At 64.6% G+C, this 20,377-nt stretch carries 18 protein-coding genes; 11 read left to right on the top strand and 7 right to left on the bottom strand.

All coding sequences use genetic code 11. The features are described from left to right. Window positions 1-54: 54 nt before the first annotated feature. The gene (locus GYB81_RS18075) at window positions 55-1,245 is read left to right on the top strand and encodes an acetyl-CoA C-acyltransferase (RefSeq protein ID WP_161867011.1); all 1,191 of its coding nucleotides are present in this window, start codon (window positions 55-57) and stop codon (window positions 1,243-1,245) included. Window positions 1,246-1,340: 95 nt separating this feature from the next. Next, window positions 1,341-2,468 (top strand): acyl-CoA dehydrogenase family protein, encoded by a 1,128-nt coding sequence (locus GYB81_RS18070; protein WP_161867012.1) that lies wholly within the window; start codon window positions 1,341-1,343, stop codon window positions 2,466-2,468. A gap of 130 nt (window positions 2,469-2,598) precedes the next feature. Here the strand turns inward: GYB81_RS18070 and GYB81_RS18065 are convergent, their stop codons facing one another. After that, window positions 2,599-4,683, bottom strand: a complete 2,085-nt coding sequence (locus GYB81_RS18065; RefSeq protein ID WP_161867013.1) for a TonB-dependent receptor family protein — start codon at window positions 4,681-4,683, stop codon at window positions 2,599-2,601. Window positions 4,684-4,877: 194 nt separating this feature from the next. Here GYB81_RS18065 and GYB81_RS18060 point away from each other — a divergent pair, with 194 nt between their 5' ends. The 4 genes from GYB81_RS18060 (at window position 4,878) to gntR (ending at window position 9,540) form a co-directional block, all read left to right on the top strand. After that, window positions 4,878-5,999, top strand: coding sequence for a gluconokinase, GntK/IdnK-type (locus tag GYB81_RS18060; protein ID WP_161867014.1), 1,122 nt, complete (start codon window positions 4,878-4,880; stop codon window positions 5,997-5,999). A 49-nt stretch (window positions 6,000-6,048) separates the two neighbouring features. Then, a complete protein-coding gene (locus GYB81_RS18055; RefSeq protein WP_161867015.1) occupies window positions 6,049-7,326 on the top strand; it encodes a TRAP transporter large permease in 1,278 nt (425 codons plus the stop codon). A 57-nt stretch (window positions 7,327-7,383) separates the two neighbouring features. Continuing rightward, window positions 7,384-8,397, top strand: a complete 1,014-nt coding sequence (locus GYB81_RS18050) for a TRAP transporter substrate-binding protein (RefSeq protein WP_161867016.1) — start codon at window positions 7,384-7,386, stop codon at window positions 8,395-8,397. 123 nt (window positions 8,398-8,520) lie between these two features. Beyond that, window positions 8,521-9,540: an HTH-type transcriptional regulator GntR gene (gene gntR, locus GYB81_RS18045; RefSeq protein ID WP_161867017.1), complete on the top strand. Its 1,020-nt coding sequence runs from the start codon at window positions 8,521-8,523 to the stop codon at window positions 9,538-9,540. Window positions 9,541-9,542: 2 nt separating this feature from the next. Here the strand turns inward: gntR and GYB81_RS18040 are convergent, their stop codons facing one another. Beyond that, a complete protein-coding gene (locus GYB81_RS18040) occupies window positions 9,543-10,571 on the bottom strand; it encodes a lipase secretion chaperone (protein ID WP_161867018.1) in 1,029 nt (342 codons plus the stop codon). A 124-nt stretch (window positions 10,572-10,695) separates the two neighbouring features. Next, entirely contained in the window at window positions 10,696-11,649 is a 954-nt protein-coding gene (locus GYB81_RS18035) for a triacylglycerol lipase (RefSeq protein WP_024308420.1), read from the bottom strand. A 493-nt stretch (window positions 11,650-12,142) separates the two neighbouring features. Between GYB81_RS18035 and GYB81_RS18030 the strand changes: the two genes are divergently transcribed. Then, window positions 12,143-12,451, top strand: a complete 309-nt coding sequence (locus GYB81_RS18030) for a hypothetical protein (RefSeq protein WP_024308419.1) — start codon at window positions 12,143-12,145, stop codon at window positions 12,449-12,451. Window positions 12,452-12,569: 118 nt separating this feature from the next. On the opposite strand, the gene greB is transcribed toward GYB81_RS18030, so the two are convergent. From greB to GYB81_RS18015, 3 genes are read right to left on the bottom strand one after another with little or no spacing between them, the layout of a single operon-like run. Then, complete coding sequence (greB, locus tag GYB81_RS18025; RefSeq protein ID WP_161867019.1) at window positions 12,570-13,067, bottom strand: transcription elongation factor GreB; 498 nt, start codon at window positions 13,065-13,067, stop codon at window positions 12,570-12,572. Between the two features lie 54 nt (window positions 13,068-13,121). Further along, on the bottom strand, window positions 13,122-15,626 hold the full coding sequence (locus GYB81_RS18020; RefSeq protein ID WP_161867020.1) for an ABC transporter permease: 2,505 nt from the start codon (window positions 15,624-15,626) through the stop codon (window positions 13,122-13,124). Continuing rightward, on the bottom strand, window positions 15,626-16,309 hold the full coding sequence (locus GYB81_RS18015) for an ABC transporter ATP-binding protein (protein ID WP_161867021.1): 684 nt from the start codon (window positions 16,307-16,309) through the stop codon (window positions 15,626-15,628). Before GYB81_RS18015 ends, GYB81_RS18020 begins: the two co-directional genes overlap by 1 nt. Before the next feature lie 11 nt (window positions 16,310-16,320). On the opposite strand from GYB81_RS18015, the gene GYB81_RS18010 reads away from it, so the two are divergent. The 3 genes from GYB81_RS18010 to GYB81_RS18000 all read left to right on the top strand — a co-directional run bounded on the left by GYB81_RS18010 (window position 16,321) and on the right by GYB81_RS18000 (window position 18,328). Then, window positions 16,321-16,926 carry an arylesterase gene (locus GYB81_RS18010; RefSeq protein WP_161867022.1) on the top strand — a complete coding sequence of 202 codons (606 nt, stop codon included), beginning with the start codon at window positions 16,321-16,323 and terminating at the stop codon, window positions 16,924-16,926. A gap of 91 nt (window positions 16,927-17,017) precedes the next feature. After that, on the top strand, window positions 17,018-17,299 hold the full coding sequence (locus GYB81_RS18005) for a hypothetical protein (protein ID WP_061237999.1): 282 nt from the start codon (window positions 17,018-17,020) through the stop codon (window positions 17,297-17,299). 72 nt (window positions 17,300-17,371) lie between these two features. After that, entirely contained in the window at window positions 17,372-18,328 is a 957-nt protein-coding gene (locus GYB81_RS18000; protein ID WP_161867023.1) for a L,D-transpeptidase family protein, read from the top strand. 148 nt (window positions 18,329-18,476) lie between these two features. Here GYB81_RS18000 and oprI read toward each other — a convergent pair whose 3' ends face one another. After that, a complete protein-coding gene (gene oprI, locus GYB81_RS17995) occupies window positions 18,477-18,728 on the bottom strand; it encodes an outer membrane lipoprotei OprI (protein ID WP_161867024.1) in 252 nt (83 codons plus the stop codon). 270 nt (window positions 18,729-18,998) lie between these two features. On the opposite strand from oprI, the gene GYB81_RS17990 reads away from it, so the two are divergent. After that, window positions 18,999-20,372 carry a GntP family permease gene (locus tag GYB81_RS17990; protein WP_161867025.1) on the top strand — a complete coding sequence of 458 codons (1,374 nt, stop codon included), beginning with the start codon at window positions 18,999-19,001 and terminating at the stop codon, window positions 20,370-20,372. Window positions 20,373-20,377 lie beyond the last annotated feature (5 nt).

Genomic DNA, 20,377 nt, shown 5'->3' with positions numbered 1-20,377 from the left:
GGGGCCCCACATATTTCCCGGATTGCATCCGGGCTACGAAATTGAAGGTGAAACATGAATCACCAATTCGACCCCGTCGTCATCGTCAGCGCAGTGCGCACGCCCATGGGCGGCTTTCTCGGTGATCTCGCCGGCCTTACCGCTGCAGAACTGGGCGCTGCGGCCATTCGCGCGAGCCTGGAGCGTGCCGGCCTCGCCGCCGAGGCGGTGGATACAGTGCTGATGGGCTGCGTGCTGCAGGCTGGCCAGGGGCAGGCCCCGGCGCGTCAGGCTGCGCTGGGCGCGGGCCTTAGCCAGGCAGCGCAGTGCACCACGCTGAACAAGATGTGCGGCTCGGGCATGCAGGCGCTGATGCTCGGCCATGACCAGTTGCTCGCCGGTAGCGCCGATGTGCTGGTGGCCGGCGGCATGGAGAGCATGTCCAACGCGCCGTACCTGTTGGCACGTGCGCGCGGCGGCTATCGCATGGGCCATGGTCAGGTGCTCGACCATATGTTCCTCGACGGCCTGGAGGACGCCTACGAGCGTGGCCGGCTGATGGGCACTTTCGCCGAGGACTGCGCGCAGCAGTATCGCTTCAGCCGAGAAGAGCAGGATGCCTACGCACTGGAGTCGCTGCGCCGCGCCCAACAGGCGATCGAGCAAGGCAGTTTCGCCAGCGAGATCGTCGCCGTGGAAGCGCCACAGGGGCGTGAGCGGCGCCTGGTGGATACCGACGAGCAGCCGCCCAAGGCCCGTCCGGACAAGATTCCCGGCCTGAAACCAGCGTTTCGCGAGGGTGGCACGGTGACGGCGGCCAATGCCAGTTCCATTTCCGATGGCGCTGCCGCGCTATTGCTGATGCGTTTGTCCGAGGCACAGGAGCGCGGTCTGAAACCGCTGGCGCGCATCGTCGGTCATGCCGGCCACGCGCAGGCGCCGAACCTGTTCACCACCGCGCCGGTGGCAGCGATACAGCGTTTGCTGGCGCGCGCCGAGTGGGCCTTGGAAACGGTCGATCTGTTCGAGATCAACGAGGCGTTCGCCGTGGTGCCGATGGTGGCCATGCGCGAACTGGGCATCGCTCACGACAGGCTCAACGTGCACGGTGGCGCCTGCGCCCTGGGGCATCCCATCGGCGCGTCCGGTGCGCGCATTCTGGTGACCCTGCTGGCGGCGTTGCAACAGCGCGGGCTCAAGCGTGGTGTGGCCTCCGTGTGCATCGGCGGCGGCGAAGCTACTGCCGTGGCCATCGAGTTGTACTGACTATCTACGCACCTGACCTGTGGGAGGGGCTTCAGCCGCGACTGTCGCCGCTGAAGCGCCTCCCACAGAGATTAACCCGTTTACCGGAGCCAGCCATGCTGCCCACTGAAGAAGAAATCCTTATCCGCGACATGGCCCGCCAATTCGCTCAGGAGCGGTTGAAACCCTTTGCCTCCGACTGGGATCGTGAGCATCGTTTCCCCGCCGAGGCCATCGCCGAGATGGGCCAGCTGGGCTTTATGGGCATGCTGGTGCCCGAGGCGTGGGGTGGCGCCGATACCGGTCATCTGGCTTACGCCATGGCTCTGGAGGAGATCGCTGCCGGCGATGGCGCCTGTTCCACCATCATGAGCGTGCATAACTCGGTGGGCTGCATGCCGATTCTGAAATACGGTAGCGAAGAGCAGAAACAGCGCTTTCTCCGCCCATTGGCCAGTGGCGAGATGCTTGGTGCCTTCGCCCTGACCGAGCCGCAGGCCGGCTCCGACGCCAGCGACCTGCGCACCCGCGCGCGGCGTGACGGCGATCACTACGTGCTCGATGGCGCAAAGCAGTTCATCACCTCTGGCAGCCACGCCGGCATGGTCATCGTCTTTGCCGTCACAGACCCGCAGGCAGGCAAGAAGGGCATCAGCGCCTTTATCGTGCCCACCGATACGCCCGGTTTCTCGGTGGTGCGGGTGGAGGACAAGCTCGGCCAGCATGCCTCCGATACCTGCCAGATTCAGCTCGATGCGCTGCGCGTCCCGGCCAACCTACGCCTGGGCGAGGAGGGCGAGGGCTATCGCATCGCCCTGGCCAACCTCGAAGGCGGGCGCATCGGTATCGCCGCGCAATCCGTAGGCATGGCGCGCGCCGCGTTCGAGGCGGCGCGTGATTACGCCCACGAGCGGGTGACCTTCGGCAAACCGATCATCGAGCACCAGGCGGTGGCGTTTCGCCTCGCCGACATGGCCACGCAGATCGCCGTGGCGCGGCAGATGGTGCACCACGCCGCCAGCCTGCGTGCGGCAGGCCAGCCGTGCCTGACCGAGGCTTCGATGGCCAAGCTGTTCGCCTCGGAGATGGCCGAGCGGGTGTGCTCGGCGGCGATCCAGACACTGGGTGGCTACGGCTATCTCAAGGACTTTCCGGTCGAGCGCATCTACCGCGACGTGCGCGTATGCCAGATCTACGAAGGCACCAGTGATGTGCAACGGATGGTGATCGCGCGGAGCCTGTGATGGTGGTTGTAGAAGGTATCGCGGTTGAGACCGTTCCTTCAGGGGGCATTCTTGTAGGAGCGGATTTATCCGCGATCAGCGCTGCCCGCATCGCGAATAAATTCGCTCCTACAGCTTGGCTGGCGCTGCCTCAATCGAACTGATACTGCACGCCCGCGCCGACGTACCAGGCGCGTTCAGGGCCGGGTTCGTAATAGCGGCCGTTGCCATCGCCGACGATCACCGAGCCGACATATTCACGGTCCAGCAGGTTGTCGATCCGCAGTACCTGGTTGAAGGTCATTGCACCGACTTTCTGCTCGAAGCGTGCCTGCCAGTTGAACAGGGCATAGCTGGGGGCCGCCTTGGCGGTGTTGCTGTCCTCGACATACAGCTTGCTGCGATACAGGCCTTCGATTGCAGTGCTGAACCCGTCCAGCGGCTGCCAGGCCAGTTCGCCATACAAGGTGCGCGCCGGAATGCCCGGCAGACGATTGCCCGAATCGATCAGCCGGCCATTGCTGGTGAAGTCCTTGCTGTAGGTGGCATCGATCCGGGTATAGGCGAGGCTGCTGCGCAGGGTATCGCTCAGCTGGCTTTCCAGGGCCAGCTCGACGCCGCGGCGGCGGGTTTGCGCAGCGTTCTGGAAACGTGAACGACCGCCACTGGCCGATTCGACCACCAGCTCGTCGTCGGTATCGATCTGGAATAGAGCCAGTTGCAGACTGGTCGCATCGGCCAGGCGCGCCTTGAGACCCACTTCGATCTGCTCGCTGGTGGCAGGTTTCAGGTCGAAGCCGAAGCTGTTGTCAGGCCCTGAATAGGACAGCTCGTTGAGCGTCGGTGTCTCCAGGCCCTTGCCCCAGCTGGCGTAGACGTTCAGGTCGGGCAACAGGGCATAGCTGGCACCCAGAGTCGGCGTCAGCTCGCGGTAGGTCACCGAGCCACTGTCGTCGCCGTTGCTCAGGAAGCGGTCATCCACTTCGAACGCTACCTCGCTATGGCGCAGCCCGGCCTGCAGCTCCAGCTCGCCCAGCTGCCAGGCTGCCTGTACATAAGGCGACAGGCTGGTGACCTCGTTGCGCTCGTCACGGCGCAGATTGCCTTTGACACCGAGGGTGTCCCCGGCGAAGTTCTCATAGCCCTGGCGGTCGTCACGCGAATGGTCGTGGTCCAGGCCGGTGGTGACGGTCAGCAGGCTGCTGCCGAGGTCGAACGACTGAATCCAGCGGTTGCCGATGCCGTGGAAGCGGCGCTCGAAGTCGATCACGCCGCCGGATTGAGATGCTGGCGCTTGTACGGCGACCGGAATCGACTGGAACTGAATCACCCGTCTTGTGCCGCTGTAGACCGTGCTCTGCCAGGTCCCGGCGGTGAAGCTGCGTTCGTAGTTGAGCGCGAACTGGCGATGATCGACGGTCTTGCGCGTGTCGAACTGCAGCGCACTGGGCGCTGCCGCGCGGCGGTCGTTCTGCACCTGCTGCCAGGTCAGGCCCTGCGGGTCCTGGGTGTCGTTCTGATCCAGTTCGCTAAAGCTCAGGCTGAGCTTGCTGACATCGTCCGGGTACAGGGTCAGTTTGGCGAAGGTCTTGTCGAGAATGGCGCCGCTGTGGTCGCGGTAGCCGTCGGTCTCGAAGTGCGAGCGGTTGACGATGAAGCTCGCCTTGTCGTTGCCGCCCTCGGCTGCGACGCGGGTACGGCTGCTGCCGTAGGCGGCCTGGGAGGTGTCGACGGAAACCTTGGGCGCACCCTGACCGTCGCGCGAGAACAGCTGGATCACCCCGCCGGAGTTGCTGCCGTAGACGCTGGCGAAGGGGCCGCGCAGGACTTCGATGCGCTCCAGGGTGTCGAGGTCAAAGGTCGCCGCCTGGCCCTGACCATCGGGATTGGACAGCGGCACACCATCGGCCAGCAGCTTGATGCCCCGGATGCCGAAGGCCGAGCGGGCACCGAAGCCGCGTGAGGAAATCTGCAGGTCCTGCGCATAATTCTGCCGGTTCTGCACCACCAGGCCCGGCACGCTGCCGAGCGCTTCGGACAGGTTGACGCCCGGCTTGCCCAGCCTGGCCTGCTCGGCGTCGACGCGGTTGACCGAGAAGGGCAGTCGCCAGCCACTGGCTTGGTAGCGGCTGCCGGTAACCACCAGCGGCTCGGCCTGGTACGTGGCGTTCTCGGCCTGTGCGGCCAGTGGCAGGAACAGCGTGGGCAGCCAGACGCAGTGTCTCAGCCGGTGCATAAGCGAAATGTCTCCCTCGTGGCAGGAACGCGATCTTGACCGTGTCACGCGCATTGGGACCAGTACCGGGTGCTGATCATCAGGAGAAATGCTCTACCAAATGTTGCCGGGGTAGGCTTGTCGAACGTTTTGGATAGCGCTAACATCCGCCTCAAACAATGAGCGGCCCACCTCGATGGCGCCCTGGAGTTCCCATGCAACAGCAGCCTTCCGCATTGCCTGCCCGTACCACGCTCGTGGTCATGGGGGTCAGTGGTTCCGGCAAGAGCGAGATCAGCCAGGCGGTTGCTGCTGCCCTGGGCTGGCGCCATATCGAAGCCGATCATTTCCATCCTGCCGAAAACGTCGAGCGCATGCGTGCGGGTATCCCGCTGAGCGACGAGGATCGTCGCCACTGGCTCGATGCGTTGTGCGAGCAGATGCTGGCAGCGCAGGCCGCCGGCGAGTGCTTCGTGCTGGCCTGTTCGGCGCTCAAGCGTGCCTACCGTGAACGCCTGCGCCAGGCGATTCCCGGCCTGCAGTTCGTTCACCTGAATATCGACCACGCCACTGCGGTGCAGCGTGTCGGTGCCCGGCCCGGACATTTCATGCCGATCTCCCTGGTCGATAGCCAGTTCGCCACTCTCGAAAGCCCGGCGGGTGAGCCGCATGTACGCGTCGTGAACGCGCAGCAGCCACGGCAAGCTGTGGTGGCCGAAATCCAGGCCTGGGTGCGCCGCGATGCCACGGAGGCGGTTTCCAGCGAAGCTCAGGATGTTCTCGATAGCGAAATTGATAGCGCTAACCAAGCGGCCCGGCTGGGTGCCGAGCCAATCTACGAGGGGCGCATCGCGCGGCTGTTCGATCGCCTGACAGACGGCCTGATGGCGGTTCTGATGGCGTTCATGGTGGTGGCCGTGTTCGCCAACGTGGTGCTGCGTTACGTATTTGGCACTGGCTGGCCGGGCGCCGAGGAGCTATCCCGGCTGGCCTTCGTCTGGCTGGTGTTCGTCGGCGTGGCCTCCGGCATGCGCCGCGGCGAGCTGATGACCTTCCGCATGATTCGCGATCGCTTCCCGCTGCTGGCACAACGTCTGGTGGATTCGCTGAGTTGGGTGCTGGTTGCCGGCGCCAGCCTGCTCTCGGCCTGGGGCGCCTGGAATCAGGTGCAGTTCGGCTGGGGCAACGTCAGTACGGTGGTCGGATACCCCGTGGTGCTGGCCATGCTGCCGGTGCTGGCGAGCATGCTGGTGCTGGCGATTCTGGCGGTGGTGCAGTTGGTCAACCTCTGGCGGCGTACGCCGCAGGTGACGCTAACCCAGGCTCACGCCGAATGATGCAGCCCCAATTCCAACAAGACGGGCACTGCCCACCGAGGACCTGCCGATGACTGTCGCGGTATTTCTTTCCTCCCTACTGGGGTTCATGGCCTTCGGCATGCCCATCGCCTTCGCCCTGATCCTCACGGCCGCCGTGCTGATGTGGTACCTGGATTTCTGGGACGTGCAACTGCTGGCGCAGAATCTGCTCGCTGGCGCCGACAGCTTCCCGCTGCTGGCGGTGCCTTTCTTCATCCTGGCCGGTGAGTTGATGAACGCCGGCGGTATTTCCCGACGCATCATCGCCATGGCTCAGGCCTATTTCGGCCACCTGCGTGGCGGTCTGGGCTACGTTGCCATCGCTGCCGCCGTGCTGCTGGCCAGCATGTCCGGCTCGGCCCTGGCCGATACCGCGGCGCTGGCCACCTTGCTGCTGCCGATGATGCGCCAGCGCGGTTACCCGCTGCATTCCTCGGCTGGCCTGGTGGCCGCAGGTGGCATCATCGCGCCGATCATCCCGCCGTCGATGCCTTTCGTGATCTATGGCGTAGTCACCAACACCTCCATCAGTCAGCTGTTCATGGCCGGCCTGGTGCCGGGGCTGATCATGGGCGCGGGGCTGATCATTGCCTGGACCCTGATCGCCCGTGGCTTCACCGAGCCGACGCCACCCAAGGCCAGTGCCGCCGAGCGGCGCCGGGTACTGATCGACGGTGCGGCGGCGCTGATGTTGCCGGTGATCATCGTCGGCGGCCTGCGCTTCGGCATCTTCACGCCCACCGAGGCAGCCGTGGTTGCAGCGGTCTATGCGCTGGCGGTGTCCACCTTGCTCTATCGCGAGCTGAGCTGGAGCGACCTGATGGAAACCCTGACCCGCGCCAGTCGCACCACGGCATCGGTGATGTTTCTCTGCGCCGCTGCCACGGTATCGGCGTACATGATCACCCTGGCGCAGCTGCCGGATGAGATCGGCGCCATGCTCGGGCCGCTGGCCGAGCATCCGCGGCTGCTGGTTCTGGCGATCATGCTGCTGATGATCGCAGTGGGCATGGTGCTGGACCTGACCCCGACCATCCTGATTCTGGCGCCGGTGCTCGCGCCCATCGCGATCAAGGCCGGCGTCGATCCGGTGTACTTCGGCGTGATGTTCGTGCTGATCGGCTCCATCGGACTGATCACCCCGCCAGTCGGCACGGTGCTCAATGTCGTCGGCGGTATCGGCAAGTTGCGCATGGAGGTGCTGGTGCGCGGTGTCATGCCGTTCTTCCTGATCTATCTGGCCATCGTCGTCGCGCTGGTGGCTTTCCCGGCCATCGTTACCGTGCCGCTGGCCTGGTTGCGCTGAGTTGACCCACCGGCGCCTGCGCGCCGGCAACATTCACAACAATAAGAGGTAGACCCAATGAAACGTCCGCTGCTCGCCATCCTCACCGCTGCCATGCTGTGCAGCCCGCTCGCCAGTTTCACCGCTCACGCCGATGATGTGCGCTCGCGCATGATCCGCTTCGGTTACGGCCTCAACGAGAACAGCAACCAGGGCCGCGCGGCCAAGCTGTTCGCCGAGGAAGTGGCCAAGGCCTCAGACGGCAAACTCAAGGTGCGTACCTTCGGCGCCGCCAGCCTGGGTTCCGATGACCAGATGCAGAGCGCGCTGATCGGTGGCGCGCAGGAAATGATGGTCGGCTCCACCGCGACGCTAGTGGGCATCACCAAGGAAATGGCGGTGTGGGACACGCCGTTCCTGTTCAGCAGCGCCGAGCAGGCCGATGCCGTACTGGACGGCCCGGTCGGCCGCCAGGTGATGGACAAGCTGGAGGAGAAGGGCCTGGTCGGCCTGGTGTACTGGGAGAACGGTTTCCGCAACCTGACCAACAACACCCGGCCGATCAGCAAGCTGGAGGACTTCTCCGGGGTCAAGCTGCGCGTGATGCCCAACCCGGTGTTCCTCGAAACCTTCAAGCTGATGGGCGCCAACGCCGTGCCGCTGCCGTTCTCCGAGCTGTTCACGGCGCTGGAGACCAAGGCGGTCGATGGCCAGGAAAACCCGTTCAACACCATCCTTTCCTCGAAGTTCTACGAAGTGCAGAAGTACCTGACCGTGACAAACCATGTGTACAGCCCATGGATCGTCACCGTGTCCAAGCGCTGGTGGGACGGCCTGTCGCAGACCGAGCAGAACATTCTCATGGAGGCCGCGAAGAAGGCGCGTGACTTCGAGCGCCAGGACACCCGCGAGGAGGCCGCTCGCGCCCTGGCCGAGCTGAAGGACAAGGGCATGCAGATCAACGAAGTGGACCCCGCCGAAGTGCAGCGCATGCGCGAGCAGGCTGCGCCGGCGATCCAGAAGGTCGTCGATACGGTCGGCCAGCAGCTGTTCGATCAGGTGCAGGCCGAAGCCGAAAAGGCCGCTCTTTAAGTTTCGCGGGACACGCAGGCGGTAACGCTCCTTGCATGGTGGCGTTACCCCGGGCGGCGTGTCCCGCGCTTTATTCGCCAGCGGGGCTGGTAGAATCGCCCGCTGTCAAACAATGGAGGCGCTATGACTCAACGCCGTCGCCGGTCTGCCGAACGCGTCACCCTGTCCGATGTGGCCAAGGCCGCAGGCTGTTCGCTGATGTCCGCTTCGCGTGCGCTGTCGCAGCCGGGACGGGTCTCCGATGCGCTGCGCGAGCAGGTGATGCGCGCTGCGCAGGCGCTTGGCTACGTGCCCAACCCGGCGGCGCGGGCATTGGCCAGTTCGCGTTCCAATCTGGTGGCGGTGGTGATTCCTTCACTGTCGAACTCGGTGTTCGTCGATACCGTCGAAGCCATCCAGCGTGTGCTGATGCCGGCCGGTTTCGAGATGATGATCGGCGTCAGTCATTATCGGGTCGAGGAAGACGAGCGCCTGCTGCGTTCCTACCTGGCGCACCAGCCGGCGGGCCTGCTGGTCACGGGGTTCGAGCGTAGCGACGCGGCGCGGGAAATCCTCGGTGCCAGCACCTGCCCGCTGGTAACCCTGATGGAGCTGAGCGAAGAGCCTGAGGACTACTGCGTCGGCTTCTCGCAGGTCGAGGCCGGTGCCGCCATGACCCGAGCCCTGGTGCAGCGCGGTTATCGCCATATCGCCTTCGCCGCGGCGCAGCTCGACCCGCGTACCTTGCAGCGCGCCGAGGGTTATCGCCAGGTGATGCAGTACCTCAATCGCCATGATCCGGCGCTGGAACTGCTCACGCCGCAGCTGTCGTCCATCGGCCTGGGGGCCGAGTTGCTCGATCGTCTGCTGGCGCAGCAGCCGCAGATCGATGCAGTGTTCTTCAACAACGACGACCTGGCCATGGGCGCTCTGTTTCGCGCCCGTCAGTTGGGGCTGGAGGTGCCGGGGCGGCTGGCCATCGCCGGCTTCAACGACCTGCCGGCAGCGGCCTGGATGCATCCGGCGCTGAGCACGGTACGCACTACCCGCGGCCGCATCGGCGAATTGGCAGCGAACATGCTGCTGGCTCTGATGCGCGGTGAAACACCGGAACAGCATTGCATCGACGTCGGCTTCGAACTGGTGATGCGCGACAGCACGTGACGCTACGGCTTCTTGCTGGCGGTCGCCACTTGCTCGGCGGCATCCAGGCGCAGGCGCTCGCGCTCATCGAAACGCTCGGTAGCCAGTGCCTCGATCGCCGCACGCTTGTCGCTGCTGCTGAGCCCCTCGCTCGCCTGAATCTTCGCCTTGGCGGCGAGGTAGTCCTCCAGGCGCTTCTGCCACTGTTCCCGCTGGCCATCCAGCGCCTCCAGGCGCGTGGTGGCTTCGGCACCGACCAGTTGCTGGCGCATCTGGCGGATCTGCGCCGCGCTGGCGCCTTCGGCCTGCAGCCGTGCCGTGTTGTGCCGCAGTTCCTGTTGCAGTTGCGGCAGGACCATGTCCTGCATTTCCTCGGGCAGGGATGCGCGCAGGCGGTCGACGGCGACGCCTTTTTCTTCGGCGCTCATACGGGCGTCGTGCTGAATGGCCAGGCGCTCCAGCGTGAAGCGGTTGTAGCCTTCCTCGCGGGCGAAAAAGGCCTGGTGCGTCTCGCTGTCGAATAGCCGGGCGCGCAGTGCCTGCACCGCGCTCTCGCGCTGGCGCATGGCATCCAGATTGGCCATCTGAGGCAGGTCGCGCTCCAGCAGGATCAGTTCACGCTTGTAGCTCAGGTACTGCTCCAGCAGCGTCCGGGCACGGGCTCGCGCCGGCTCCTGAAGCTGGCTGTCGATGTAACTGCGCAGCCGCGACACGCTGGCATCCAGACTTTCTTCGCCGATGCTGGCGAGGAAGTAATCGAAGATTCGTCGAATATCCTCGCTGACGACCAGATTGCCGGCAGCATCGACGCGAAAGCTGCCATCGACTTCGGTGCCGACGAAGGAGCCGGGCAGGGCAAGCTTGCCAGCCTGCTTCTGCGAGGCCTCGCTGGTCGGCATGATGGTCTGGGCGATCGGTGCCGGCTCGGGCTGCATGAGCGTAGCGGCGACAGGGGCATTGAGGTGGGTGGGGCGATGTCCGGGTTGCAGGTAAAGCATCGACGCCAGGCCGACGGCGATCAGTAGAGGCAGGGCGAACAGGGCTTTCTTCACGGCAGCTTCCAGTAATGCGTCGGATCGGGTTGCCCCGATCCGAACAGGGACTCAGCGCTGACGCCGGCCAGCGCGCGGTGCGCAGCGAGATGCCGGCGTAGCGAGGCGCAGATACGCGTGGCGCTTATAGCCCGGCGTTCTTCAGGCGGTTGGCGTGCTGACGGTAGACGGTCACCGGATCGGTCTCGAACAGGCTGGTCAGCCCCAGGGTCTGGTTGACCTCGTCGAGGTGGTTCATCCGGTAGTTGTCGCGGATCACCTGGCCCATGCGCGAACTGCAGCGGCCGACCAGGCCGTCGTTGGCCTCGGAGCCGAAGGTCAGCGAGGAGGCACCCATCAGCAGGTCGCTGGGGTCGAGCACGTTGGTCAGCGGGCTGGTGCCGCTCCAGGAGTAATAGCGCACGCCGTTCACGCTGTAGGCCCCTTCGCCACAGGCGCTGGTGGGAATGCCCTGCGGGAACTTGGCATTGAAGCGTGCGGCGCCTTCGCTGTTGAGCGACTCCAGCGAACCCAGGGCGTTCTGCGGGGTGGTGCTGGAACTGCCGGAGAGGAAGTTGATCAGCGTACCCAGGCCGTTGACGATGCCCGCCAGCAGCGGTGTGGCGACCGGGCCCGCCGGGCCGTCGCTGATGCCCTTGAGGAAGTCGGCAGCGGCCGAGCCCTTGTGCGGTGCGCCGACGCTGGTGACCGAGGCGACCAGGTCCGGCCGCACGGCGGCAACGTAGCGCGTGGTGGGGCCGCCATGGCTGTGGCCGATCAGATTGACCTTGCCCTTGCCACTGATGGCGACGATGTCCTCGACCTGCTGCAGCAACTGCTCGCCGCGCGCTTCGGAGGTATCGAGCTGACTGACCTCGGTCACATAAACACTGGCACCGTCGCGGCGCAGGGCGGCCGGAATGCCATACCAGTAATCGACGCCGAGGATGCTGTCGAAGCCGAGCATGCCGTGGCCGAGGACGATGGGGTACTTGGTCTGGGTATAGCCGGAGGAGCCGAACCAGGCAGCCTGGGTCTGGCCGCTGGCGAGCAGGCCGGCACCGAGGCAGAGGGCGAGCAGGGTTTTATTGTTCTTCATGGGCGCTCTCGATGGTTTTTTTGGGAAGCTCCCTGCAAGAAAATCGCGCCCATCCCGTGGCACGTACGGCCCTGGGACGACGGCAGGAAACATGCCATTGCCTCTGGTTTGCAGGTAACGCCTCTAACTCGGCACTTTGATTGATATTGGGACGATCATGTATCGATTTGGCAGGGTTTTATCTGTTACGTGTCGAAACACCAGAACCCGCAGGATGGCCCGCCCGAGGCCCACATCAGCGCAGCTGGTGATGAGGCGATTGGCGCTCGCGCGCAGTGGACCGGTCGTCACCCAATCAAAGGTTGGGGTGCTGCCCGGGCGCGCCTTGACAGTTTGCCGTGGGCTTCTCTAGGATGCGCCCTGCGCCGATTTAAACAGCTACTTGCGGGGCGCCACAGGGTGTTGTCATCAGCGCCTGAAATTCCGCTAAAGCGCTGGTTCGGTGTCGCCTCTCACCGCTGCCCAGCGGGATTCTCGAGGCGGAGACTCGACCATGATCTGTCCCCAACCGCATATTCGCCTGGCGCCCATCACTTCGGGCCTGCTGCTGCGCAATCCGCGCGTACTGCTTGGCGGTAGCCACCAGCCCACCTTGCTGCGTTATCTCGAAGGCTGGCCCAAACGCTGGGCCGGATCGCGTGCCTTTCGCATCCAGTTCGTGCAGAACGGCGAGTCCCTGAGTCGTTTCGCGCGCGACAGCTTCGACCTGGCCGTAATCCAGGCTCCGAGCGCCGAGGATCTGGCGCAAACCGTAGGTGAGCTGGTGCGTGTGGCGCGCCAGGGGCTGATTACCCGGCGCTGATCCTTACCCTTCGTGTAGGAGCGAGCTCTGCTCGCGAACATTGGCGCTCATGAAGCTTCGCGAGCAGAGCTCGCTCCTACAGGGTGGGAGGCTCGTGAACCGGGCCCGCTCCTGGAGTCTAGGGATATTCGATCTCGACGATATAGCAGGTCTTTTCACCACTGGGGCTGTGCACCCGAACCTCCGCATCCAGCTCCTTGCCGACCAGAGCGCGGGCCAGTGGCGAATCGATGCTGATCAGCCCCTGCTTCAGATCCAGCTCATCCGGGCCGACGATGCGGTAGCGCGACTGCTCACCCTCCTCGTCCTCGATGGTGACCCAGGCGCCGAAGTACACCTTGTTCGGATCGGATGGTTTTTCGCTGACGACCTTGAGCTTTTCCAGGCGTTTGGTGAGAAAGCGCACGCGGCTGTCGATTTCGCGCAGCATCTTCTTGCCGTAGGTGTACTCGGCGTTTTCCGAGCGGTCGCCCTGGGCTGCCGCTTCGCTCACCGACTGTGTCACCTGGGGCCTGCGCACATGCCACAGCTCGTGGAGCTCGGCGCGCAGGCGCGCTTCGCCTTCAGGCGTGATCAGGGGAGTGCCGGCGGGGCGAGGGGGGCGATAGCGGCTCATGGTGTCTCGGATGTGAGAGGGGACGCCAAGTCTAGCAAACCCCTCTCCAGGTTCTCAGCCTTCGCGCAGCACGCTCAAGGGGCTGGCATTAAGTGCGCGGCGTGTGCCCAGCACGCCGGCCAGGCCGATCAGCAGCGCGCCAATCAGCGGCAGCAGCAGGAGCCATGGGTGAGGCTGCCAGCTCATGTCGAAGGCATAGCGATAGAGCAGGAAACTCACCAGCTCACAGCCCAATGCAGCGAGCAGGCCGGCGGCCGCGCCGAGCAGGCCGAACTCGGCACGGCGGGCGCTGATCAGCAACCTGCGCTCGGCGCCCAAGGCGCGCAGCAGCGCGCCCTGGCGAATGCGCTCGTCCAGCGTTGCCTGCAGCCCCGCCAGCAGCACGGTGATGCCGGCGGCGAGCACGAACAGCAGCACGTATTCGATGGCCAGGGTGACCTGGGCGAGGATGCTGCGCAGCTGCGCCAGCAGCGCGTCGACCTGCAACAGGGTGACGCTGGGGAAGGCGCGGCTGAGCTTGATCAGCTCTGCATCCTGGCCGGGCGGCAGGTAGAAGCTGGTCAGGTAGGTGGCGGGCAGATCCTGCAGGGTCTGTGGCTCGAAGATCATGTAGAAGTTGGGCTGGAAGCTGTCCCAGTCCACCTGGCGCAGGCTGGTCACCTGCGCTTCGCGTTCGATGCCGCCGACGTTGAAGCGCAGGCGATCGCCCAGCTGCAGTTGCAGACTTTCGGCCAGCTCGGCCTCCACGGACACGCCAGGCAGCTCGCCGGCCGGCGCATTACCCCACCAACTGCCGGCGGTGATCAGGTTGTCGGACGGCAGATCCTCGGCCCAGGTCAGGCTCAGGTCGCGCTGGATGGCGCGCTCGCCGCGGCTTTCCTTGGTCACCAACTGGCGCACCGGCTCATCGTTGATCATGATCAGCCGGCCCGGCACCACCGGATACAGTGGCGCAGGATGAGGCGAGAGTTCGGCCAGGCGGGCGGCGAAGGCATCACGCTCGGCCGGCAGCACGTTGAGGGCGAAGTGATTGGGCGCATCGTCCGGCAACTGGTCCTGCCAGGTGTCGAGCAGCTCGCCGCGCAGCAGGGCGATCAGCGCCATGGCCAACAGAATCAGGCCGAACGCCAGCGATTGACCGGCCGCCGCCAGTGGATGGCGCAGCAGTTGGCCCAGCCCCAGGCGCCAGGGCAGGGCGGCGCGCTGCAGCAGGCGGCGCAGGCTCTGCAGACCTATCAGGAGTAAGCCGCCTAGCGCCAGCGCCGCCAGCAGGCCGCCGCCGAGTAGCGCCAGCGTCAGTTTCAAATCCAGACTCAGGCGCCACATGATCAGGCCCAGCGCAACCAGCGCCGCGCCATACACCAGCCAGGAGCTGGCCGGCACCGGCAGCATGTCGCGACGCAGCACACGCAGCGGCGGCACGCGGCCGAGAGCTGCCAGCGGCGGCAGGGCAAAGCCGGCCAGCGCCACCAGGCCGGTGGCCATCCCGGCCAGAGCAGGCCACAGATCGGCGGGCGGCAGATCATCGGGGATCAGGCCGCGCAACAGATGGAACAGCACGTGCTGGCCGGCCCAGCCGAGCAGCGCGCCGAGCACGCTGGCGAGCAGCCCGAGCAGGGCCAGTTGCAGGCCGAAAAGGGCCAGCGCTTCGCGTCGTGACAAGCCGAGGCAGCGCAGCAGGGCGCTGGCGTCGAAGCGCCGTGCGGCGAAGCGTGCCGCCGACAGCGCCACTGCCACGCCAGCGAGCAGCACCGCCGCCAGGCTGGCCAGATTCAGGTAACGCTCGGCACGGCCAAGTGCGCCACCGACCTGTCGATTACCGTCGCGGGCATCCTCCAGCCGCTGATTGGGTTCCAGGCCGGCTTCGACGGCCTGACGGTAGGCCGCCAACGCGTCGGCATCGCCGCGCCAGAGTTCGCGGAAGCGTACACGGCTGCCAGGTTGCACCACCTCGGTCGCAGCCAGGTCGTCCAGATGCATCAACACCCTGGGCGTCAGGCTGTAGAAATCGCCAGCGGTGTCCGGGTCGTAGGTCAGCACACGGCTCAGGCGCAAGGTCTTGGCGCCTATCTCCAGCTCATCGCCGATCTTCAGGTTCAGCGCCACCATCAGGCGCGCTTCGGCCCAGACTTCCCCCGGCCGAGGCCCTGGCCCCACCTCTTCGCGGGCATAGGGTTCGGCTGCGCTTCTCAGTTCACCGCGCAGCGGATAAAGGCTATTGGCGGCCTTGACGCTGGCCAGCTGAATACCATCCTGTGCCGCAACGACGCTGGAGAACTCCACGGCCTGGGCGTGATCGAGGCCCAGCTTGAGTCCCGCATCGATCTGTTCGTGACTGGCCGGCGTGCTGCCGCTCAGGCGCAGGTCGGCGGCGAGGAATTCGCTGGCGCGCAGCAGCATGGCGTCGTTCAGGCGCGCGCTGAAGTAGCCGATGGCGCTGCTGGCCGCCACCGCCACCAGCAAGGCGAAGAACAGCACGCGCAACTCGCCGGCGCGGGCGTCGCGCAGTAGTTGGCGGGCTGCGAGCGAAAACAGGCGGGCGAGGGGCACGCGTTTCATCAGGGCTCCACGCGGTCGATCAGATGTCCGGCTTCCAGGCGGATCAGACGCTGGCAGCGGTGCGCCAGGCGCTCGTCATGGGTGACCAGCACCAGGGTGGTGCCACGCTCCTGGTTGAGCTGAAACAGCAGGTCACTGATGCGCTCGCCGGTATGGCTGTCGAGGTTGCCGGTGGGTTCGTCGGCGAACAGCACGTCCGGCTCGGCGGCAAAGGCGCGGGCGATGGCTACGCGCTGTTGCTCGCCACCGGAGAGTTGGCGTGGGTAGTGCGTCAGGCGCTGGCCGAGGCCGACGCGTTCGAGCAATGCGCGCGCACGTTGACGGGCATCGGCATGACCTTCCAGCTCCAGCGGCAGCATCACGTTCTCCAGCGCATTGAGGCTGTCGAGCAACTGAAACGACTGGAAGACGAAGCCGACATGCTCGGCACGCAGACGCGCCCGCTGGTCTTCATCGAGTTCGCTGAGGTTGTTGCCGGCCAGCAGCACGGCGCCGGCGCTGGGCAGGTCGAGGCCGGCGAGCAAGCCGAGCAGGGTGGATTTGCCGGAGCCCGAGCTGCCGACGATGGCCAGGCTGTCGCCTTTGCTCAGTTCCAGGTCGAGATCGTGAAGGATAGTCAGCTCGCCTTCCGCGCTCTCGACCACTTTGCTAAGGTTCCGCGCAGCGAGAATGCTCGAAGTCATGGAGATTCCAAATGCGTGCATGGTGGCTCAGTGGTGCCTTGGCCCTGATGTTCTGGGCTCAGGGAGCGGTTGCAGGCACCCTGCTTGTGGTCGGCGATAGTATCAGCGCCGCTTTTGGCCTGGATAGCCGCCAGGGATGGGTCGCAATGCTGCAAGAACGCCTTCGCGAGGAGGGTTTCGAGCACTCGGTGGTCAATGCCTCGATCAGCGGTGATACCAGCGCAGGCGGCGCCGCGCGGCTCTCTGCGCTGCTCGCCGAGCACAAGCCGGAGCTGGTGATCATCGAGCTGGGCGGCAACGATGGCCTGCGCGGCCAGCCTCCAGCGCAATTGCAACAGAATCTTGCGTCCATGGTCGAGAGGTCACAGCAGGCAGGGGCCAAGGTGCTCATTCTGGGCATGCGCCTGCCCCCTAACTATGGTCAGCGTTACACCACAGCCTTCGCCCAGGTGTTCGCCGATGTTGCTGAGGCGAAAAAGGTGCCGCTGGTGCCATTCTTCCTCGAGGGCGTCGGTGGCGTGCCGGGGATGATGCAGGCCGATGGCATTCATCCGACCCAGGCGGCGCAGGCGGTGCTGCTGGAGAATGTCTGGCCGACGCTCAAACCCATGCTGTGAACACCGCTTTGCTGCGGGAAAACTGCACAGGCAGAGGCTTTTCCGTCTCAAGCCTTTCGGCTAATGTGGCCGACCTGTCACGGAGCCCCAGATGCCGCGTCCCGCCTGGTCCCTTTATGCCTATCAACTGATCGAGCCGGATGAGCAGCTGGACCTGTTCGCCTGTCGCGAGGTGCGTGTGCATCTGGTGGCTCGTCAGTTGCGCCTGGGTGGGCATGCCGATCGCACATTGTGTGGCGGTTTGTTACCAGCGCAGCCGCGTTGGCGAGCGCTGGAAAAGGTCTGGCTGCGCGATCGCCGACTCTGCCCGGCCTGCTTGGCTACCTTCGAGGCGCAGCGTCAGGGTCTTTGCTCTAACTGGGCGGATGGCTGACGTCTGCCAGGCTTTCGAACGGCGGTGTACAATCGCCGTAATATCACTCAACTCTTCTCAAGGGATTCCCGGATGTTGTCGCGCTTTTCTGCGGTCAACCGCTGCCTGACTCTGGTCGCACTATGCTGCAGTGCCGCGGTGCAGGCGCTCGAATTTCCACTGCCGCCACCAGGCGAGGACGTGGTGGGCCAGGTACAGGTGATCAGGGCCAAGTACGAGGACACCTTCGCCGATCTGGGAACGGCGAACGATCTCGGTTATCTGGAAATGGTCGCGGCCAACCCGGGCGTCGACCCCTGGCTGCCTGGCGAGGGCACTGAGGTCATCCTGCCGACGCGTTATGTGCTGCCCCCTGGCCCGCGTGAGGGCATCGTGATCAACCTGGCCGAGTATCGTCTGTACTACTTCCCGAAAGGGCAGAACGTTGTGCATACCTTCCCATTGGGCATCGGCCGCGAAGGCTGGGGTTCGCCGCTGGGTGTCGGCCGAGTGACGGTGAAGACGCCGAACCCGGCCTGGTATCCGCCCAAGTCGATCCGTGAGGAGCACGCTGCCGACGGCGACATCCTGCCCACGGTGGTGCCGCCCGGCCCGGACAACCCGTTGGGCCCGTACAAGATGACGCTGTCGTTTCCCGGGTACCTGATTCATGGCTCGAACAAGAAGTTCGGTATCGGCATGCGCGTCAGTCACGGCTGTTTCCGCATGCTCAACCACAACGTGCTCGAGCTCGCGGACATGGTGCCGGTCGGTACTCCGGTTCGTATCATCAATGAGCCATACAAATTCGGCGTCAGCGGCGGCAAGATCTACCTGGAGGCGCACGCGCCGCTGGATGACGAGGGCGATCCGTCCGTTGTCGACAAACATACGGCGGTGATCAATGCACTGCTCAAGCGTGACGAACTCAGCGGCCTGCGTCTCGACTGGGAAATGGTGCGCGAAGTGGTAGCTTCAGAAGACGGGATGCCAGTGCCCATCGCCACGCAAACCGAGAGCGTGGTAGCCACTAGCGACAATCCGTTCTGACCTTAAAACCATGAACAAGCCCGCCCGCGTTCGCGCCGGCGGGCTTTTTATTGCCTGACGGCTGGCGCGACATGTTCAGCGTCTGGCGCAGGCAATAAAAAAGCCGCACCAGTTGCCTGGGGCGGCTTTCGAAAAAACGAGTCGCAAATTACTTGCGGCTGGCTTTTTCCAGCATGCGCAGAGCGCGCTCATTGGCTTCGTCAGCGGTCTGCTGAGCCTTCTGAGCAGCAGCCAGAGCTTCATCAGCCTTGCGGAAGGCTTCGTCGGCACGGGCTTGAGCGCGAGCAGCTGCGTCTTCGGTAGCAGTCAGGCGAGCTTCGGTTTCTTTGGACATGCTGCTGCAACCGGTAGCCAGAACTGCGGCCAGAGCCAGAGCAGAGAATTTCAGAACGTTGTTCATCGTGTTCCCCTTAAGGTGGAGTTTTCCATAAAAAGCAATTCCCCAACTGCGGGAAATTAGCCGGCGTACATACTACCTATTACTTTTAGTAAGTAAACGGAGCCAAGGCAAGAGTTGGAAATTTTTTTCTTCGGGCGGAGCGCTGCAGCGTACGGCATACGGGGGCTGGCTAAAAAACAGTCAGTTACGCAATCCAAACAGTGTGCGGGTTGTACGAACTGTTATAACTGTCCCCAGTTGGAACTAAAACAATAAAGAGGGGGAATGCGGATGCTTGGGAATTTGGGGCTCTTGCTGGGCTTGGCGCTACTTATCTACATGGCGCTGCGTGGGGTAAACATTTTCATCGCGGCGTTGCTGTGCTCGATTCTGGTGGCGCTCAGCAATGGCGTCGCCGTACCTCGGGCATTGCTCGAACACTTTCCATTCGGCCCGTTGGGCGCATTCACCTTCGCCGGCAAGTTCTTCGTGCTGTTTCTCTGCGGCGCGATCTTCGGCAAGGTCATGGCGGCGAGTCAGGCCGCAGGCAGTATCGCTCAGGCCATTACCCGCGGCCTGGGGACACAACGCACGCTGTGGGTGGCGATGCTGGTGTGTGCCGTGCTGACCTACGGTGGCGTGGTGGTCTTCGTGGTGATCTTCACCATGTATCCGCTGGGTATCACGCTGATGCGCGAAGCGAATCTGCCCAAGCGCCTGTTCTGTGCTGCCACGGCGCTCGGCGCCGGCACCTTCACCATGACGGCGTTGCCCGGGTCGCCATCGATTCACAACGTGATCGCTGCCAGTGCGCTGGGCACTGACCTGTTCGCTGGCGCCTGGATCGGGCTGTTCGCCTCGCTGGTGATGATCGTTCTGGGGATGGCTTACCTGCAGCGGGAATGGCGCCTGGCGCGTGAGCGAGGTGAAGGCTTCGAACCCAACGCGCAGGACGAGCGCATGCAGCAGCTGGCCGGCGCGCCAGGTAGTGGGCCGCACTGGGGGCTGGCGCTGGTGCCGATCATCGTGGTGCTGGGGATCATTTTGCTGCCGCGCCTGTTCGCCCTGTCTGGTGCGGTCGTGCCGGGTGAAGGTGCGTTGGGCGGGCTGCTGGCCTTCAGTCAGGCGCAGCCGATTCTCTGGCCCAGCTTGGCACTGGTAATCGCCACCTGCGTCGCTGTGCTGATGTTTCAAAGCCTGCGCCGCAATACCCTGGGTTTGCTGGGGCAGGGAGCGGATGATGCGATTATGCCGCTCTTGAACACGGCGGCAGTGATCGGTTTTGGCGGCGTCGTAACTCAGACTGCGGGTTTTGCCCAATTCGCCCAATGGATTCTTGCGGTGGAACTGCCGCCGCTGCTGTCGGTGTTCGCCTCGGTCAGCGTGGTTTCGGGGATCGTCGGTTCGTCTTCCGGTGGTTTGCAGATCTTCATGCAGACCCTGGCGCCGCGGTACCTGGAGATGGGAGTGGAGCCCGAGGTGCTGCACCGTATCGCCAACATCACCGCCGGGGGGCTGGATTCTTTGCCGCATTGCGGCGCTGTGATCGCGATGCTGATGATCATGGGCTTGACGCACAAGCAGGCGTACAAGGACATCTTCGTCATTACGGTGCTGATCCCGGTGATTGCAGCCTTGCTCTGCATCGCGCTGTTGAGCCTCTGATTGCT

The sequence above is a fragment of the Pseudomonas yangonensis genome, from assembly GCF_009932725.1.
In the GTDB taxonomy this organism is placed as follows: domain Bacteria; phylum Pseudomonadota; class Gammaproteobacteria; order Pseudomonadales; family Pseudomonadaceae; genus Aquipseudomonas; species Aquipseudomonas yangonensis.
This window is presented reverse-complemented; position numbering and strand designations above follow the sequence as displayed.

Coding starts and splice junctions, on each gene's coding strand:
- GYB81_RS18010 (WP_161867022.1), top strand. CDS start 16,321: ATGCGTGCATGGTGGCTCAGTGGTGCCTTGGCCCTGATGTTCTGGGCT.
- GYB81_RS18030 (WP_024308419.1), top strand. CDS start 12,143: ATGATCTGTCCCCAACCGCATATTCGCCTGGCGCCCATCACTTCGGGC.
- gntR (WP_161867017.1), top strand. CDS start 8,521: ATGACTCAACGCCGTCGCCGGTCTGCCGAACGCGTCACCCTGTCCGAT.
- GYB81_RS18060 (WP_161867014.1), top strand. CDS start 4,878: ATGCAACAGCAGCCTTCCGCATTGCCTGCCCGTACCACGCTCGTGGTC.
- GYB81_RS18015 (WP_161867021.1), bottom strand. CDS start 16,309: ATGACTTCGAGCATTCTCGCTGCGCGGAACCTTAGCAAAGTGGTCGAG.
- GYB81_RS18050 (WP_161867016.1), top strand. CDS start 7,384: ATGAAACGTCCGCTGCTCGCCATCCTCACCGCTGCCATGCTGTGCAGC.
- GYB81_RS18055 (WP_161867015.1), top strand. CDS start 6,049: ATGACTGTCGCGGTATTTCTTTCCTCCCTACTGGGGTTCATGGCCTTC.
- greB (WP_161867019.1), bottom strand. CDS start 13,067: ATGAGCCGCTATCGCCCCCCTCGCCCCGCCGGCACTCCCCTGATCACG.
- oprI (WP_161867024.1), bottom strand. CDS start 18,728: ATGAACAACGTTCTGAAATTCTCTGCTCTGGCTCTGGCCGCAGTTCTG.
- GYB81_RS18065 (WP_161867013.1), bottom strand. CDS start 4,683: ATGCACCGGCTGAGACACTGCGTCTGGCTGCCCACGCTGTTCCTGCCA.
- GYB81_RS18035 (WP_024308420.1), bottom strand. CDS start 11,649: ATGAAGAACAATAAAACCCTGCTCGCCCTCTGCCTCGGTGCCGGCCTG.
- GYB81_RS18070 (WP_161867012.1), top strand. CDS start 1,341: ATGCTGCCCACTGAAGAAGAAATCCTTATCCGCGACATGGCCCGCCAA.
- GYB81_RS18020 (WP_161867020.1), bottom strand. CDS start 15,626: ATGAAACGCGTGCCCCTCGCCCGCCTGTTTTCGCTCGCAGCCCGCCAA.
- GYB81_RS18000 (WP_161867023.1), top strand. CDS start 17,372: ATGTTGTCGCGCTTTTCTGCGGTCAACCGCTGCCTGACTCTGGTCGCA.
- GYB81_RS18005 (WP_061237999.1), top strand. CDS start 17,018: ATGCCGCGTCCCGCCTGGTCCCTTTATGCCTATCAACTGATCGAGCCG.
- GYB81_RS17990 (WP_161867025.1), top strand. CDS start 18,999: ATGCTTGGGAATTTGGGGCTCTTGCTGGGCTTGGCGCTACTTATCTAC.
- GYB81_RS18075 (WP_161867011.1), top strand. CDS start 55: ATGAATCACCAATTCGACCCCGTCGTCATCGTCAGCGCAGTGCGCACG.